This window comes from Sporomusa sp. 246TCP1, assembly GCF_057319775.1.
In genome coordinates, this window is the sequence record NZ_CM170492.1 from 835,238 (window position 1) to 852,158 (window position 16,921).

At 43.2% G+C, this 16,921-nt stretch carries 13 protein-coding genes and 1 pseudogene; 10 read left to right on the forward strand and 4 right to left on the reverse strand.

Annotated elements, in window-relative coordinates; translation table 11 throughout:
• From AC1ECB_RS04015 to AC1ECB_RS04040, 6 genes and pseudogenes are all read left to right on the forward strand, one after another.
• Nucleotides 1-1,479 (forward strand): hydrogenase 4 subunit F, encoded by a 1,479-nt coding sequence (locus AC1ECB_RS04015; protein WP_485667564.1) that lies wholly within the window; start codon nucleotides 1-3, stop codon nucleotides 1,477-1,479.
• Complete coding sequence (locus AC1ECB_RS04020; protein WP_485667565.1) at nucleotides 1,476-2,987, forward strand: hydrogenase large subunit; 1,512 nt, start codon at nucleotides 1,476-1,478, stop codon at nucleotides 2,985-2,987. Before AC1ECB_RS04015 ends, AC1ECB_RS04020 begins: the two co-directional genes overlap by 4 nt.
• A gap of 12 nt (nucleotides 2,988-2,999) precedes the next feature.
• Entirely contained in the window at nucleotides 3,000-3,719 is a 720-nt protein-coding gene (locus AC1ECB_RS04025) for an NADH-quinone oxidoreductase subunit B family protein (RefSeq protein WP_485667566.1), read from the forward strand.
• Nucleotides 3,720-3,781: 62 nt separating this feature from the next.
• Nucleotides 3,782-4,384, forward strand: a pseudogene (gene sdaAB / locus AC1ECB_RS04030) (L-serine ammonia-lyase, iron-sulfur-dependent subunit beta); the annotation flags it as partial.
• A 15-nt stretch (nucleotides 4,385-4,399) separates the two neighbouring features.
• Complete coding sequence (gene sdaAA, locus AC1ECB_RS04035; RefSeq protein WP_485667567.1) at nucleotides 4,400-5,287, forward strand: L-serine ammonia-lyase, iron-sulfur-dependent, subunit alpha; 888 nt, start codon at nucleotides 4,400-4,402, stop codon at nucleotides 5,285-5,287.
• 62 nt (nucleotides 5,288-5,349) lie between these two features.
• Entirely contained in the window at nucleotides 5,350-5,730 is a 381-nt protein-coding gene (locus AC1ECB_RS04040) for a RidA family protein (RefSeq protein ID WP_485667568.1), read from the forward strand.
• 284 nt (nucleotides 5,731-6,014) lie between these two features.
• Here the strand turns inward: AC1ECB_RS04040 and AC1ECB_RS04045 are convergent, their stop codons facing one another.
• Entirely contained in the window at nucleotides 6,015-7,100 is a 1,086-nt protein-coding gene (locus AC1ECB_RS04045; RefSeq protein WP_485667569.1) for a response regulator, read from the reverse strand.
• 232 nt (nucleotides 7,101-7,332) lie between these two features.
• Here AC1ECB_RS04045 and AC1ECB_RS04050 point away from each other — a divergent pair, with 232 nt between their 5' ends.
• Nucleotides 7,333-9,915, forward strand: coding sequence for a response regulator (locus AC1ECB_RS04050; RefSeq protein WP_485667570.1), 2,583 nt, complete (start codon nucleotides 7,333-7,335; stop codon nucleotides 9,913-9,915).
• A 19-nt stretch (nucleotides 9,916-9,934) separates the two neighbouring features.
• Nucleotides 9,935-10,285: an Hpt domain-containing protein gene (locus AC1ECB_RS04055; RefSeq protein ID WP_485667571.1), complete on the forward strand. Its 351-nt coding sequence runs from the start codon at nucleotides 9,935-9,937 to the stop codon at nucleotides 10,283-10,285.
• A gap of 304 nt (nucleotides 10,286-10,589) precedes the next feature.
• Here AC1ECB_RS04055 and lgt read toward each other — a convergent pair whose 3' ends face one another.
• Nucleotides 10,590-11,387, reverse strand: a complete 798-nt coding sequence (gene lgt / locus AC1ECB_RS04060) for a prolipoprotein diacylglyceryl transferase (RefSeq protein WP_485667572.1) — start codon at nucleotides 11,385-11,387, stop codon at nucleotides 10,590-10,592.
• A gap of 78 nt (nucleotides 11,388-11,465) precedes the next feature.
• Here lgt and AC1ECB_RS04065 point away from each other — a divergent pair, with 78 nt between their 5' ends.
• Both AC1ECB_RS04065 and AC1ECB_RS04070 read left to right on the forward strand, forming a co-directional pair.
• On the forward strand, nucleotides 11,466-11,999 hold the full coding sequence (locus AC1ECB_RS04065) for a TlpA family protein disulfide reductase (RefSeq protein WP_485667573.1): 534 nt from the start codon (nucleotides 11,466-11,468) through the stop codon (nucleotides 11,997-11,999).
• Nucleotides 11,989-12,693, forward strand: coding sequence for a cytochrome c biogenesis CcdA family protein (locus AC1ECB_RS04070; RefSeq protein ID WP_485667574.1), 705 nt, complete (start codon nucleotides 11,989-11,991; stop codon nucleotides 12,691-12,693). The genes AC1ECB_RS04065 and AC1ECB_RS04070 overlap by 11 nt, the downstream gene beginning before the upstream one ends.
• An 11-nt stretch (nucleotides 12,694-12,704) precedes the next feature.
• On the opposite strand, the gene AC1ECB_RS04075 is transcribed toward AC1ECB_RS04070, so the two are convergent.
• Both AC1ECB_RS04075 and AC1ECB_RS04080 read right to left on the reverse strand, forming a co-directional pair.
• Entirely contained in the window at nucleotides 12,705-13,400 is a 696-nt protein-coding gene (locus AC1ECB_RS04075) for a metallophosphoesterase (RefSeq protein ID WP_485667575.1), read from the reverse strand.
• 106 nt (nucleotides 13,401-13,506) lie between these two features.
• Nucleotides 13,507-16,773 carry a DEAD/DEAH box helicase gene (locus AC1ECB_RS04080; RefSeq protein WP_485667576.1) on the reverse strand — a complete coding sequence of 1,089 codons (3,267 nt, stop codon included), beginning with the start codon at nucleotides 16,771-16,773 and terminating at the stop codon, nucleotides 13,507-13,509.
• Between the last annotated feature and the right edge of the window lie 148 nt (nucleotides 16,774-16,921).

Sequence of the window (16,921 nt, forward strand, 5' to 3'; positions counted from 1 at the left end):
ATGGGGCATTTGATCGTGGTAGCGCTTGTTTTGCCGCTTATAACCGGTGCTTTTACTATGACCCAGTCAGGGCAAAAAGCGATTCGGGTTATCAATTTGATAGGCAGTATACTATTGAGTATCAATTTGATAATCATTGTACATCATGTAGTGGAAAATGGGACAATTCATGTCAGTCAATTCTATATTGATTCTTTGAGTGCCGTTATACTGCTCGTTATAGCTACTCTTACCTGTACGGCTACCTTGTTTTCCCTCTCTTATATGGAAAAGGAAATCCTGGCGGGAAAGGTTTCCTTAAAAATGCTAAAACGCTATTATGCGTTATTTAATTTATTTGTTTTTACGATGGTTTGCGTGCCTGTAGTAGAAAATATGGGATTGCTCTGGGTGGCTGTTGAGGCTACTACTCTTAGTTCAGCGCTGCTGGTAGCGTTTTATTTCAACCGGGCGGCATTGGAAGCGGCCTGGAAATATGTTATGGTGTGTACAGTCGGCATATGCTTGGCCTTATTAGGGACTATTCTCTTGTATTATGCGCAAGTGAATGCTGATCTTAGCGGCGCAGGCGGGGCACTAAGCTGGCTGGAAATCCTGGCGGTTAGTGATAAACTCGATTCCGGCATGATTAAGTTAGCCTTTGTATTTATATTGATCGGCTATGGTACAAAAGCTGGCTTAGCACCAATGCATACCTGGCTGCCTGATGCTCATAGTCAAGCCCCGTCGCCTGTTAGCGGGCTGTTGTCAGGAGGACTCCTGAGTTGTGCTTTATATGGTATTATTCGCATGGTTATTATTGTAAAAGGGGCTGTAGGGCCTGCTTTTCCTGAGCAGTTTTTGATCGGCTTTGGCTTATTATCGATTGTGATCGCTGTGCCGTTTATTTTAGTACAGCAGGATCTTAAACGCTTGTTAGCCTATTCAAGCATTGAACATATGGGGCTGATTACTTTGGGATTGGGGCTGGGAACCCCGCTTGCCTTATATGGCGCACTCTTGCATATTATTAATCATGCGGTAACAAAGTCAACTTTATTTTATCTGGCTGGGGCTATTATTCAGCACTATGGGACAAAGAATATTATGCGTATTAAGGGGCTGGTAAGCGCTATGCCGGTAATTGGTGCAATGTTTGTTGCGGCCGTGCTGGCGATTGCGGGGTTACCGCCATTTAGCATCTTTTATAGCAAACTGACCATTGTCTGGGCTGCGTTTCAATCAGGGAATTCCTGGTTGGGGGCGATTATATTGCTGTTGATGGCAGCTATTTTTGCCGGTATGATTTACTATACTTTGAAAGTTGGTTTTGGTCCAATACCAGGCAAAGTAACCGGTGACTACCGGCTGGGCAAACCAGCTATGGCAGCGGTGGCGGTTTCTATGGTGATTATGATTGTTAGTGGAATATATCTGCCTCCCTGGCTTGATATGCTTATTAAGCAGGCGGTAGCTATTATACTAGGAGGGAGATTATGATCGAGACATTACAGGTTATACCGGCAGCAACCCTCAGGGCCGCGGCCACTGTGCTCCGTCATGGTGGACGCTATCAGTTGACAGCGATGTTTGCTAATGATGAACGGGTGATAAACGGTAATTTTGCTATTTATGCCATATTTTTTAGCAAGGAAGATGCGGCTTATAAAACAATCAAGGCCATTATAAATCAGGATGAACCGCTGGAGTTTCCCTCACTTACACCGCTTATGGCAGCTGCTGCCTGGTATGAACGGGAAATTCATGACTTGTTTGGCTTAACACCAGTGGGACACCCGGATTTACGACCGCTGGTACTGCATGAAAACTGGCCGCAGGGACGATATCCGCTTAGAAAGGATTTTGATCCTGTCAGCCTGGAGTCTGGAGAAAGAACCCAATATCCAGTGCCGCCTGTTCAGGGAGAAGGGGTATTTGAAGTACCTGTTGGACCTATTCATGCCGGTATCATTGAGCCAGGACATTTCCGGTTTAGCCAGGCTGGTGAAAATATCATCAGTCTTGAAGCCAAACTGTTTTTTACACATCGAGGTATTGAAAAATCAGTGGAAGGTCTTTCCTTTAGCAAAGCGTTATTTCAGACGGAACGTATTTGTGGTGTTTGCTCAGTGGCCAATACACTTTCTTATGTTCAGGCAGTGGAACGTCTTGCTAGTACTGAAATTCCGGCAAGGGCTGAGTATGTAAGAGTATTGGCTGCTGAGTTGGAGCGATTATATAATCATGTTGGTGATATTGGTAATTTGTGTGCTGGCTTAGGCTTTGCTCCCGGTACCAGCAATGGGTCTCGTCTTAAAGAGCAGTTAATGCGGCTGAATGAGCGATTGACAGGAAATCGCTTCTTGCGTGGCTGGATTACCCTGGGTGGGGTTACGATGGATATAACGCGAGAGCTAGTGCAGGATATTTCGCGGCTGCTTGCCGGAATTATGAGCGAGCTTGGTGAGTTAACCGGTTTGCTGCGTGATAATGATGCATTTTTAGACCGGGTTAACACGACAGGTATTTTGCCTGAGCAGGCAGTACTTGATCTGGGGGTTGTCGGCGTCGCGGCCAGAGCGTCAGGCGTTGACGTTGATGTGCGGCGGGATTTCCCTTATGCTGCCTACAGTCGTCTTACTTTTGACATACCGGTATATACTAAAGGTGATGTGGCTGCTCGCCTGTGGGTGAGAGCTGATGAAGCAGTCGAGTCCATCAAAATTATCGGTCAGCTGCTTGCCGGGTTACCAAGTGGCAAGCTTACAAGTAAGTTGGGTTCAGTTGAGCCATACCAGACAGCCTTTAGTGTGACAGAATCGCCGCGTGGCTCTAATTTGCACTGGCTCATGGCTGGCGAGAATAACACAATTTACCGTTATTTTGTCCGTTCGGCCTCATATACGAATTGGCCGGCACTTACAGTTGCTGTTCCGGGAAATATTATTCCGGATTTTCCCTTGATAAATAAAAGTTTTGAATTATGCTATGCGTGCCTTGATCGGTAAAGGAGGAATAGTATGCTTAACCTTCTAAGAAAAATTATAAAAACAGGTTGTGTTACTGAGCCTTATGACGGCGGCAGTGTGCCGCCCCGTTTTCGGGGCGAAGTGTCCTGGACGGAAAGTCAATGTCAGGATTGCCATCGCTGCCTTGGTGCCTGCCCTACAGGCGCTATTGGATTTAGCGATGGGAAATTGACAATTGATCACTTTGCCTGCATATTTTGTGGACAGTGTGTTGCTGCCTGTGAACATAATGCAATCGCTCATACGGGCGAATACCAGTTGGCAGAAATGAAGAATCAGTTATCCGGTAAAATTAGGTCAGTGCTTAAGCGTTCACTTCATATCAGACATGTTGATGCCGGCTCTTGTAATGCCTGTGATTGGGAAATGACGGCGCTGAATAATCCTATTTACGATTTACAGCAGTATGGTATTGATTTTGTACCGTCGCCGCGGCATGCGGACATGTTGATGATTACTGGCGTAGTGACCCGCAATCTTTTGCAAGCCCTTACTATGACCTATGAGGCGACACCTTTCCCTAAACTAGTGATGGCGGTAGGTGCCTGCGCCGCTAGCGGTAAGGTTTTTGGCGACAGCTACGCAATTTGTGGTGCTGCTGATACAATCGTACCTGTTGATATCTATGTGCCAGGTTGTCCGCCGCGTCCGGCGGCGCTTATCTACGGGCTGCTATTGGCACTTGACCGGCTGAAGGAGGCCCGCAGGTAATGAATATTTTTGACATTATTGGTCCGGTTATGGTTGGCCCGTCCAGTTCTCATACTGCCGGAGCGGTACGGTTAGGGAATGCTGCCCGCGCTATTTTAGGAGAACCAGTGGCTAATGCTGTCATCGGGCTGCACGGTTCCTTTGCCCAAACCGGCCAGGGGCATGGTACCGACTTGGCACTGGTAGCAGGTCTAATGGGCTGGTCTACTGATGATTTGCGGATTCCACAAGCCTTTGAGTATGCCAAAGAAACCGGCTTGAACTATGTTTTTAAGAATATTAATGCTGGTGATGCGGCTCATCCCAATTTTGTTAAATTTCAGCTGGTAGGGAAAACGGGAAATGAGAGTCAGGTGGCCGGCGCTTCTGTCGGTGGCGGCCGGGTGGTTATCAGCGAAGTGGATGGCTTTTCACTTGAATTTACCGGAGATTTTCCAACTATCCTGACATTGCATGAAGACCGTCCGGGTGCGGTAGCTGAGGTTACTGGCATTTTATCTAAGCGCGGTGTGAATATTGCCCAAATGCGTGTCTTCCGCAGAAACAAAGGTGGGTTGGCCAACATGGTGCTTGAAACCGACCAACCGGTGGATGATGCTGATATTGCTGCTGTGACAGGGTTGCCGCTGATTCGATCAGTACGGCGCATTAATGCAATAAGCTGATAGGGAGTGTAGTGCATGGCGTTAGCCAAAGTATCACTTGAGGAATGGATTGGGGCAGCTACAGCGCAAGCGGTTTCTTTTGCGGATTTTTGTGTGGAGTTTCAAAGTAAAGAGTTGGAATTAACAGTCACAGAAGTACTGGCCCGTATGGAAGGCCTGCTTTCGGTGATGGAAGAGTCTATTGCCGCCGGACTTAAAGGCCCACGTTCCAAAGGTGGTCTGGTAGGGGGTGACGCCGAAAAGCTACAGCGATATCTGGCAGGTAAACAACAAAGCATGCTGGGAAGTTTTATCGGTAAAGCCGTAGCTTATTCGATGGCAGTCGGTGAAGCCAACGCTGCTATGGGCCGGATTGTAGCTGCACCCACGGCTGGTTCAAGTGGCGTATTGCCAGCCATTTTATTTACTCTTAAAGAGGAGTATAATGTCAAGTCGCTTGATTTAGCCAAAGGTCTGGTAGTAGCCGGAGCCGTTGGCATGGTTATTGCTTCGCGAGCTTCTCTTGCCGGTGCGACTGGCGGTTGTCAGGCAGAATGTGGTTCGGCAGGGGCTATGGCCGCTGCTGCGATGGTATCTTTATTAGGCGGGACACCGGTGCAGGTTGGGAACGCTGTGGCCATTACTATTAAAAATATGCTAGGCCTGGTGTGTGACCCAGTAGCGGGTTTAGTAGAAGTACCTTGTGTTAAACGCAATGCCGGGGCTGTATCCCAAGCTATTGTTGCTGCCGAAATGGCACTCGCCGGGATTGAAAGCGTCATCCCGGTTGATGAAGTTATTGATGCCATGGATTCGGTTGGTCAGTCAATGCATTGTTCCCTCAAAGAAACAGCCCAGGGTGGTTTGGCGATAACACCTACCGCCCTGGCGTTGACGGAAAAAATTTTTGGAAACAAAAAATAAACAGGTTTTTACAAGTAAATGTAGAAAGACCAAAGAGAATATAATTTTTGGAGGGCTGCAGCATGAAAACAGTGGTTGCTTCTGATCGTGCCCCGCAGGCCATTGGTCCCTATTCGCAGGCTATTAAGGCCAATGGTTTTTTATTTGTGTCAGGGCAAATTCCAATGGACCCCATTACCGGACAAATTGTCCCTGGTGGCATAGAGGTTCAAACGTGTCAGGTACTTACAAATCTTCAGGCAATTTTAGAAAAAGAGGGTCTAAGTTTTACTAACGTCGTTAAGACAACAGTATTTTTGAAAGACATGGATGACTTTACGGTAATGAATAAAACCTACAGTAAATACTTTACTGATGAGCCACCCGCCCGTGTATGCGTTCAAGTTGCAAAGTTACCGCGCGATGTCAGTGTGGAAATTGAAGTGATCGCTGTGTATTCCTAAATCAGATAAGCCTTGGCTTGTGCCGGCACCTTTAGGACACCGGCAGAAGCCTTAGTCGTTCAATCCACAGGGAAAGTTATACTTTCCAGCTGGATAAAAAAGCCGAAACCTTTGAGCAGGTTTCGGCTTTTTTACTTCTACTTATTTTTTTATCTGGTCGTCCCCATGTGTTCAGCATGAGCCTTACCAAAGAAGCAAAAGAAATCGCTTTGCTTCTTTAAGAAGAGTGAGTTTCCTTGTTATTATTAACTGTCAATAATAATCAAGTCGGTAGGGATTCGCTATTAATCGGTGTAGGTATTAAATATTTCATTGAAAACATGATGAGAATCCATAAAGGCTTCACGGGCAAGAGGCCAAAAATGGTTGGGAAGAGTTCGTCCATCGCCTTTCGTAATAATTGAGAAAGCTTTGTCGTGAGTGAATGCTGGTTTATAGGATCTACTTATACGTAGAGCATCATATTGATCCGCAATACTTACAATTCGGCCTTCTACAGGAATGGTTTCCTCAGCAAGGCCAAAAGGATATCCGCTTCCATCCCAACGTTCATGGTGGTGTAAGGCAACTATTTTTGCCGTTTGTAACACAGGTGACACAGAATGATCAAGTATTTTACCACCAATCAACGTATGAGTTTTCATTATTTCAAATTCTTCAGGTGTTAGTTTATCTCTTTTTAAAAGGATATGGTCGGGAATACCAATCTTTCCAATATCATGCATTTGACTTGCTAACTCCAGCACATGTACATTCGCATACCCTAGAAGTAAAGCCAAATGTCTTGTGTAATACCTAATTCGCTTAATGTGACTGCCAGTATCCATATCCCTAAATTCAGCAGCTATAGTAAGGCGTTGGATGGTTTCGTGATATGAGCTTTCGAGTTCACGGGTTCTTTTGTCTAATTTGTTGCGAAGTATGTCATTATGGTGAGTTAGGAAATCACTATATTCTTTGATCTTTAACATATTAGCGACTCTAAGTACTAATTCGGAAGAATCAATAGGTTTTGACAGAAAGTCATTTGCTCCGGATTGAAGCCCCTTTATCTTGGAATGAGGATCATCTAGTGCAGTCACAATAATGACAGGAATGTTTTGAAAACTGAGATTTTTCTTTATTTCCTTACAGACCTGAAACCCATCCATGTCAGGCATAATAACATCAAGAAGAATAATATCCGGAGGATTGTCATGAAGTTTTTGCAATGCTTCCCGTCCGTTGAAGGCTATATCACAATCGTATTGTGCGAGAATAAGTTTCATCAACTTTGTATTGCTAGGAGCGTCATCAACCAGTAAGATTCTTTTTTTACGGTCACGAAACAAAGTTTGTGAAAAGGGAGAGTCCTTACTTGGTCCTTCCAAGAAAAAAGCCTCCAATCTTAATTTACAAATATTAGTATGGATAATTTCGAGATTGCGTGATAATTTTCCTTCAAAAATAGTATTATTTCCTATAAAAAAATAAAGGAATTTAGCATATCTTGTCAAAACGTATAATTACTTCATTTGCTAAACTGGTGATGCAGGAGTAAGTGTTATTTTTGTTGTTAAGTATAAATTATTTAAACTTTTGAAGGGAGGAGGCGCGTGAAATTTGAAAAAGCCAACATCTCGTAAAATTAGTAGTATTATTATCGTTTTTGGCCTTCTTTTGCTTGGCATCATTTGGGCAGGCTTATTTTATAAAATTAATAGCGAACGGAAAGTTGAGATTGACAGTGCAGTACGGGAAACCAGAAATTTTGCCAGAGCTTTCGAAGAAAATACGACTCGTACCATTATGAATGCAGATCAAGTGTTGTTATTGCTAAAGACTCAGTACGAGAAAGTGGGTACAGCAATAGACATGTCCCCTTTTAAAAAAGGCGGTTCATTTTGGAATCCAACTTTTCTTTTGATGGGAATTGCTGATGAAAACGGAAATTGGATAATTAGTAACCAAGAGCCTCATGTACCTTCAAATCTGGCAGATCGTGAGCATATTATGGTTCATGTTAAAGAAGACACAGGTAAACTATTCATTAGTAAGCCTATTATTGGGCGATCATCAGGTAAGTGGTCTATTAACATGACTAGGCGAATCAATAAACCTGATGGCTCTTACGGCGGCACAGTGGTGGTCGGGGTTAATCCATATTACTTTACCGGGTTTTATCAGCAAGTTGATTTGGGGAAACGGTCAGCTGTTATGTTGCTTGGAACAGACGGGATAGTACGGGCGCGCCAATCTGACAATAACGAAGAAGTGGGGCAGGACTTAAGTCAAAGTACGATTATGAATCTGTTAGCAAAGGCGAGTACTGGATCATTTTCAGCAGCAAGTTTAATTGATAACCAAAAGCGTATCTTTAGCTATAGAACCTTACGCGACTATCCTTTTGTGGTAGTAGTAGGAGTGGATGAAGAAGAAGTTCTTAGCAGCTGGCGTGAGCGAGTAGAACTCTATTACATTGTCGCAATAGCGGTTACTGTAATCATTTTGGTATTTATCACAATATTGCTACGGGTAACTGCCCAACAGAAGTTAGTCGCCCAAACGTTAGAAAAGGAATTAAATGAGCGTAATGTAATACAACAGGAGTTAATAATAGCAAAGGATGCAGCTGAAGCTGCTAACTTAGCGAAGAGTGAGTTTTTGGCTAATATGAGTCACGAAATCCGTACACCAATGAACCCCATTTTAGGAATGACTGAAATGCTGTTAGACACCTCACTTACACATGAGCAGCGGGAAATGCTGCGAACTGTAAGAAGTGCAGGCAGATCTTTGTTGGGAATAATTAACGACGTATTAGATTTTTCGAAAATTGAAGCTGGAAAAATGGCGCTAGAAGATATCTCATTTAATCTTACCGTACTAATCGAGGATGTTGCTGATCTTATTGCCTGGAAAGCTAGAGATAAAGGATTAGCACTGATGACGTTTATTGATCCCGTTATTTCTTCCACTTTTTCTGGAGATCCTGGGCGTTTGAGGCAGGTGCTGTTAAACTTGGCGGGTAATGCGGTAAAGTTTACCGAAACAGGAGAAATTATAATCCGCGCTCTGCCCGCAGAATCTATGGGAGCGAACTTTATTCGTTTTGAAATCAAAGATACCGGTATTGGGCTTTCTGATGAGTCAAAAAGATGGCTGTTTCAGCCTTTTACTCAGGCAGATGGGTCGACAACTCGTAAATACGGTGGCACTGGTTTGGGGTTATCAATTTCCAAGAGTCTGGTAGAGCTAATGGGTGGTACTATTGGGGTTGATAGTATTGAGGGGAACGGTTCTCTGTTTTATTTTACTATTCCCATGACTAAGGATTGTAGTTGTAGGGATAAGTCTATATCCCAAAATAGTCTAGCAGGTCTTCGGGTTTTGATAGTGGACAATAGTCTTGAAAGTCAAGCAATCATGCATAATTATATTTTGGCATGGGGCATGCGTAACGGAAGTACTGCCACTCGACAAGGGGTTATTTCCAAACTGAAGAGTGAGGAAGTTTCGAGAGATCCTTATGACTTAGTAATTATGGACATTTTACCTGATTTCGATAATATTTTGAGGCTTGTTTCCCAGATTAAGAGAGAACCGAAACTGATCGCAACTAAAATTATTCTTACGACTCCGTTTGATACTCCAGGTCAAAAGGAAGAAGCGATTCAGGCAGGTGCTGATGGATATATCTTAAAACCCATACGACAATCGCAGCTATTTGACTGTATTGCCGTCGCCATGAGTAAAATGTCAGTATCTAGTGATCTTATACGTGGAGAAGAAACTGCAGCAACTTTAACAACAGTCACTGCACCCAACAATCCAGAGTCTTACACCATTTTACTTGTTGAAGATAACCCTGCTAATCAAAAATTGGCTATGTTGCTCTTAAAAAAGTTTGGTTATAAGATGAATACTGCGGTCAATGGCAGGGAAGCAGTATTGGCAGCGCGCGAAGAGGAAATTTCTCTTATATTGATGGACTGCCAGATGCCTGAAATGGATGGCTTCGAAGCTACTTTAGCGATTCGGGAAGCAGAAAAAGTTACCGGGAAGCACATTCCAATTATAGCTATGACAGCCAACGCTATGCACGGTGATAGGGAAAAATGCATGTTGTCTGGTATGGATGATTACCTTAGTAAGCCGATTAATCCGAAGCAGTTACAACAAATACTAGAACACTGGTTAGCATAAGTATTGGAGGTTCAAAGAAATGATTAAGTATGACGTTAAAGCTACGGCAGATGAACTTATGTTAAATGTAGAAGAATTGAAAGAGGTATTTGATCTTTATTTTGATGAAACGATTGACATTTTGTCAGTTTGCAAAAATTCGGCAAATCAACAAGAATATGCTGAGATGGCTAAAGCGCTACACAGTTTAAAAGGGTCTTCAAATAATCTAAGACTGACCGAAATTGCTGAAATGGCTGCTAGCCTTGAAAACCTCTTAGTTACCGGGGACGGAACTCAGGTAAAGCAATGTTTAGAGAGCCTTTTCGATAAGATTACTATGGTGAAAGAGCATATTAGCGATTATTATCGTCGCAACATAGTATTCTAGCAGGTACTTTAGGTATCTGTGAGTGAACTCGTTTTAGCAAGCTGAAACATTGGGGATTCAGGTGGAGAATCTACTCCGCCTGAATTAACGCCGCCTGTAGAACGGGAGTCTTGACTCGCGTTCTAAGATAAACTGCCTAACAAAATACAAAATGGAAGATGTGGGTCTCATCTTCATCCACTGAAAGTAGCATAAAAATAACACAAGGGTACACAAAAGTTTGAGGAGATGTTCCTCTTCTTTTGTGTACCCTTTTTCGATCTTGATAGAAATATATGGAATAACAGGTTTCGGCTTTTTTATACTACTTACTTTTTTTATCTGGCAGCCCGATGCGTTCCGCATGATAACCTTGCCAGATAAACAGGATAAGCCCGATGAGGATAACTGCCAGGCTGGTAAGTTGGGCTGATTTTAGGCCAAACATAAGTGTACCGTAGTCTCCCCGGAGAAATTCCAGAAAAAAGCGAGCTGTCGAATATAAAATGGCATAAAGGATGAAAACCTGCCCTTTGGCATGATTGGTTGTTCTAAAGATCAATAACAATGCAAAGATAATGATATCAATCTGCCCTTCCCAAATTTCTGCTGGCCACAGGGGCTTATCGCCATATACCTGGTGGGCTAAGGTGGTTGAAGGATAGATTATGCCAAAACTACCGCCTGTGGGGTGTCCGAAGGCATCGCCATTCATTAAATTGGCCATTCGTCCAATGGCTTGTCCGAGGATAATTGCTGGGGCAGCCACAATATCAGCAAAGGCCCAGGTATCAATTTTGTGGATTTTGGTATAGATAATACCAGCAACTGCGCCTAGTAAAACCCCGCCCTGGATGGCCATACCACCCTGCCAGACAAAAGGAATTTCTAGTAGGTGGTGCTGATAATACTCCCAGTCAAAAAAGAAAACATCCCATAGTCGGGCGCCGACAATACCGGCTAACCCACAGTAAATTCCGATGTCTGGTACATGCTGGTGCCAGCGTCCGTCTTGTTTGGCAAGAAAATAAGCGGTGCCGGTAGCTAGAATAATACTTAGACTCAAGATTAACCCATAAGCACGGATAGGAAAATCGCCAATAAAAAAGAGGTACTGATGCATAGGCTGTTGAAACCTCCATTAGTAATTAATATTCGTAAACTGTCAAACATATATTTTTCATAGAGGAGCGGGGAGAGAATGCCAAGAAGATTTATCGTATTAGCGATAGCAATGATTGCGCTGACTGTCGCTATGGGCTTTATGGCCATGCAGCCGGAGAACTTTTCGGGGCCTGATGCCGGTAAACCAGTAGTAGATACGGGTGTAACCGTTGGAAAGCGGTTACCAGAATTTACCCTTGCCAATTTAAATGGCAAGGAAACCAAAGTTACCACGGATAACCAAATTATTGTGCTCAATTTCTGGGCAACATGGTGTCCACCCTGCCGCCAGGAGATGCCTGAGCTTGACAAATTTGTCAGACAGCATAATGGGAAATTGACATTTTATGCCATCAATATTCAAGAGCCTGTTGATAAAGTAACTGAATTTATGGTGCAGAACCAGTACACCATGAATGTACTTACTGATAAAGACGGGGAGGTGACCAAGGCCTTTCATATTAACAGCATTCCGACAACCTTGGTAATTGATAAACAAGAAATTATCAAATATCGAAAGTCAGGGCCGGTTACGGCGGCTGAACTGGAAGGAGTGCTGAATGGATTATAACCTCACTATCATAACAGTTTTTGGGGCAGGCGTAGTCTCGTTTTTGTCACCCTGTGTGCTGCCAATGCTGCCGACCTATACGGCTCTTTTAGCTGGTACTGGAAATCAGCTAAATCTAAGTACTAATCGCTGGAATTTCATTGTGAATGCCCTTAGTTTTTTGTGCGGATTTACCCTGATATTTGTCGCTATGGGGGCTACTGCATCTTATATTGGCGAGCTTTTTATAAATTATCAGGAGGTTATCCGTAAAGTAGGGGCGGCCTTCATGGTACTCATGGGTTTACAGGTGCTGGGGGTAGTAAAGCTTCCCGGTCTGGAGCGCGAATATCGTCTCCCATTACAGGGAACATTTACTGGTCCCTGTGGGGCTTTTTTGCTGGGATTGGCATTTACTGCCGGCTGGACACCCTGCACAGGACCGATCTTAGCTACCGTACTAATGTATGCTGGTTCTGCGGCCACTGTCGCTCAAGGCGCTTTTTTGCTGTTTATTTACGCTATGGGCTTTTGTTTGCCCTTTTTGGCCGTAGCTATCGTGATAAATCGTTATATTAACCAAATAAAAGGGCTATATAAGTGGTTGCCGCTTATTCAACAGACAGCAGGAGCTGTACTTGTTATGGCAGGTATGCTGATCTATTTTGATTTGCTGCAGAAGGTGCTGGGATTATTCTCAGGCCTGTTTTATTAAAAGGGCTTAATTTAGATAAGTGGTTTCACGGTAAAATCTAATGCATCGCAAGATACCAGATGGTAAGTGGTGCCATTAATCATGCCGGTAGCGGCAGTTTTTATGGATGATTCACTGTGCAAGTGACCATAAACACAGTGAATTACCTGATAATTGTTAATTAGACCGGCAAAGCCTGTTTTCGTTTGGTGGTTATAGAACGGGGGAAAGTGGAGCATAAGAATGATTTGCGAAAAACCGGCAGCGCGGGCAGCGCTGAGCGAAGCTTCAACGCGCAAGAGCTCGCGGTTAAAAATTGCCTGCTCCTTAGACTTAAATAGGGGGTCTTCCGGGCAGGTCCAGCCCCTGCTGCCACAAATTGCCCATTCACCGGCAATGGCAAAATTGTTATTAAGAAATTCAAATTTGCCTTCAGTGGCTGTGGTCATCTTGCTTACCGTCTGCCACCAGTAGTCATGATTACCGCGAATTATGATTTTTCGTCCAGGGAGGTTGGCAATGGCATTCAAATCGACAAGCGCGTCCGAAAGTTTCATTGCCCAGGAAATATCGCCGGCAAGCAAGACAACATCTTCAGCAGTTACTTGTTTTTGCCAGCTTGTTTTGATTTTTTCCCAATGCCCTTCCCAATGGCTGCCAAAAATGCTCATCGGTTTGACGACTGGTTGGCCTGATAAGTGGGTGTCGGCTATGGCAAATATCTTCATAAAAGAAAGCATCCTTCGTATGTTTATTTAGCAAGGCTTACCATCTATATATTTTAGCGAATAGTTGAATGAATAGCAAATGGATAAGCAATACAAGAACGCGTTACTATAAAGTAAATAACTCTCTGATTTCAGTTTCATTCATCTTAGTCAGGAGGTTTTCACCAGGCTGAATGAGAGAGTCAATCATTTCCTTCTTTTTCTGCTGCAGCAGGTATATTTTTTCCTCAATCGTATTTTTGGTAATTAACTTATAGACTTGGACAGAATTTTTTTGCCCAATTCGGTAAGCACGGTCGGTAGCCTGATCTTCGACAGCCGGATTCCACCACGGGTCATAGTGAATAACTATGTCGGCACCAGTAAGATTGAGGCCGGTTCCACCTGCTTTCAGCGATATGAGGAAGACCTCTTTTTCACCGGCGTTAAAAGAATTAACCAGTGTAATTCGATCCTCAGCCTTAGTTGCGCCATCTAAATAGTAGTAGTTAATTTTCATGGCCGCAAGTTGTTGCTTAATTATGGCTAACATGCCGGTAAATTGTGAGAATAGCAGAATTCTGTGACCACCATCGGTAGCGTCTTTCAATAATTCCTGCAGCATCTCAAGTTTGCCGCTGCCTCCCTGATAATTTTCAATAAACAAGGCAGGGTGGCAACAGATTTGGCGCAGGCGGGTTAATAAGGATAATATTTTAATATGACTTTTTTCAAAGCCTTTGGTGTTGACTTCAGTTTCAAACTCCTGCCTGGCTTTTAGGAGCCAGGCGGCATATAAATTGGTTTGGTCGGCGGTCATTTCGTTAACCATTTTGCTCTCGATTTTTTCCGGCAGTTCTTTTAGAACTGCTTTTTTCATGCGCCGCAAAATGAAAGGCTTAATATGACGGCCTAACTCTTGCAAAGCTTTTTGGTCGCCATTTTTGACTATCGGAATTTCGAACCGGTTGGTAAAAACCTTGTGTGTGCGCAGATAGCCTGGCATTAAAAAATCGAAAATTGACCATAACTCTGTCAGTGTATTTTCAATAGGGGTACCGGTAAGAGCAAAATAGCTTTTGGCTTTGATTTGTTTCACCGATTTGGCATTTAGGGTGTTGGGGTTTTTGATATGTTGCGCTTCATCAAGAAAACAGTACGAGAAGTTTCTTTTTTTGTAGAATTCGATATCGCGTTTGATAAGGGCATAGGAGGTTATAACTAAATCGGCGTTGTCAATAGCTTTGAACTGTTCTAACCGTTCTGCAGGCTGACCAGAGATAACGACTGCTTTTAGACTAGGGGTAAATTTTACTACTTCTTCCTGCCAGTTATATACCAGTGAGGTTGGTGCAATAACAAGTGCTGGTGCAGGAGAATGTTCTTTTTCTGCAAGAATAAAAGTGAGTACTTGCAGGGTCTTTCCCAGACCCATGTCGTCAGCCAGAATTCCTCCCAAACCGTAATGTGCCAGTGACTTAAGCCACTTCAAACCTGTTTTCTGATAATCTCGCAGTTTTCCCTGAATTCCCGGGGGAACAGCATATTCAATATCTTGTGGTTCACGGATATCTTGCACCATGCGCTTAAAAGCGCTGTTTCTTTCAATGGAAAAGTCAGCTGTTTCTCTTGCCAGGTTATCCAAGTATAAGGCCCGGTATTTGGGTAGTTCAACAACTTGTTTTTCAATATCCCCGGGACGGAGACCTAATTCCTCAATAAGCCCGGCAACCGTCTGGAATTCAGGGGAATCAAGCGGTATAAACCCGCCTGCAGGGAGGCGGTGATACCGTTTTTTTAACTTATAGGCGGCTAATAATTCAATTAACTCTTTTGATGATATATCCTCAAGGTCAAGGGAAAACTCCAGCATGTCGGTAGCTGTATTCAGTCTTATACCGGCGGCAATTTTTCCGGGAGACTGGATTTTCATATTGTTAAATTCGTCTGAATAAAAAATTTCAGCACTATCTTGCAACTCCGGCAAAGCCTGCTGCAAAAAGGTGTAGGCGTCTTCTTCTGCGGCTAAAATGAACTTGTCAGCTGCCCAGACAAAACCATGCCGCTGAAAAATGTTTACTAGTATTTTTTCTTCAATGGCTGACCGCAGCAGCCATTTATCGTTAACAGCAGTTGGTGCCGGAGTGGTGCCGGCATTATACTGGATAACCACATCGCCGTAGCAAAATTCAATTTTGGCACTTATGCCTTCGGCATATTTATCGAGATATACCCGTTTTTGCAAGTGCTTTTTATGGAATTTCTTATGTACAGCTGAATCAATGGTAACAGCGGCAATTGTTTCTAATGCCGGTAAGGTAGCTGATACAAACTCTGACACAGCGGCAGCAGGAATGTATAATTCAGGTTTGCGATTTTCACTAAAGCAATTCAGTAAGTGTTTAATATATTGTGCGAAAACAGTATCCACATGATAGATGGCTTTATTATGAAAGATGTATTGAAAATCAGCATCAAGCCCATAAAATACGTCATTTGTCAAATTCATGGTTAGGCTTAAGCCGCCATTGATAGCCGTAATAGCCAGCTTGACAGGTGGTCTGCCATTATTAATAGTGAGATTTGTTATTTTTTGATCGTTAACTATTGCCGTAAATGGCTCAGAGCCCATAGCGGTTAAAAAATGTAACAGATTTGTATTAGTAAGTTTAAAGTGCCGTGAATCACTAAAGGCTGAATGTGACGCAGAGCCTGAAAAGTTGGGAAGATTCCAAAAGATGCGCTCCTTTTCTTCTTTATAAGCCTGCTGCAGCATTTTTAGTAACATAGCTGACAAATCATCAAACAATACGTCCTGAGGAGTCAAAGTCAAATTTTTGCCAAAAACAATTTCCTGGTTGGTATCTAAGGCGACAAGTAGTTGCACAATATCCTTCAGGACATACATGCGGTCAGAACCAATGGTAAATTCTAAGTAACTTATTTTTCTCGTATTATGTACCTGGAAACCATAGGTTGGAGTTAGCTTTACTAACTGACTTGAGCCTGGTTTTTCAGAAGTTCCGGCGGTAGCCTGGTTTTGGAAAAAATCGAGCATTTCCTGAGTGGAACGTGTTAGCGGCACTGGTTTTACTATACCAAAGTAGTCTGACCAAGATTGTTGTATGGCTTTTAAAACGGCAACAACATGTTTACAGGCGCCTTTGCGAGGATGAAATGCAGGGCAATCACAGACGTAATTTTTGATTTTCTCCTGACCGTTAAAGGTCACGGATACGATATAGAAATAGTGGCCGCGAACCCGGGCCTCAAAGGTATTATCCTGGCGCGTCAAATGTAAGTTATCGACACAGTTGTTGTGATAATAATGGCAGCCTCGTATATAGGAAGTGTCAGAATCTGCTTCATACTTAATTGTTTCATCTGCTAACATTCATAGTTTCCTTTCACGTTTCTATCAGTAATCCAATTAGTATTAATTATCCTGTTACAAGTAAAAATCCTGCATTATTATTCCCAATATATCATTATGCAGCATATAGTGTAGAGACGGCAGATAGCTAGAATAATGTAAAGCGGGG

What these genes read in the sequence shown, in the direction of transcription:
- AC1ECB_RS04025 (WP_485667566.1), top strand. Translation starts at nt 3,000, where the DNA reads ATGCTTAACCTTCTAAGAAAAATTATAAAAACAGGTTGTGTTACTGAG.
- AC1ECB_RS04065 (WP_485667573.1), top strand. Translation starts at nt 11,466, where the DNA reads ATGCCAAGAAGATTTATCGTATTAGCGATAGCAATGATTGCGCTGACT.
- AC1ECB_RS04055 (WP_485667571.1), top strand. Translation starts at nt 9,935, where the DNA reads ATGATTAAGTATGACGTTAAAGCTACGGCAGATGAACTTATGTTAAAT.
- AC1ECB_RS04075 (WP_485667575.1), bottom strand. Translation starts at nt 13,400, where the DNA reads ATGAAGATATTTGCCATAGCCGACACCCACTTATCAGGCCAACCAGTC.
- AC1ECB_RS04070 (WP_485667574.1), top strand. Translation starts at nt 11,989, where the DNA reads ATGGATTATAACCTCACTATCATAACAGTTTTTGGGGCAGGCGTAGTC.
- AC1ECB_RS04020 (WP_485667565.1), top strand. Translation starts at nt 1,476, where the DNA reads ATGATCGAGACATTACAGGTTATACCGGCAGCAACCCTCAGGGCCGCG.
- AC1ECB_RS04080 (WP_485667576.1), bottom strand. Translation starts at nt 16,773, where the DNA reads ATGTTAGCAGATGAAACAATTAAGTATGAAGCAGATTCTGACACTTCC.
- lgt (WP_485667572.1), bottom strand. Translation starts at nt 11,387, where the DNA reads ATGCATCAGTACCTCTTTTTTATTGGCGATTTTCCTATCCGTGCTTAT.
- AC1ECB_RS04040 (WP_485667568.1), top strand. Translation starts at nt 5,350, where the DNA reads ATGAAAACAGTGGTTGCTTCTGATCGTGCCCCGCAGGCCATTGGTCCC.
- AC1ECB_RS04015 (WP_485667564.1), top strand. Translation starts at nt 1, where the DNA reads ATGGGGCATTTGATCGTGGTAGCGCTTGTTTTGCCGCTTATAACCGGT.
- sdaAA (WP_485667567.1), top strand. Translation starts at nt 4,400, where the DNA reads ATGGCGTTAGCCAAAGTATCACTTGAGGAATGGATTGGGGCAGCTACA.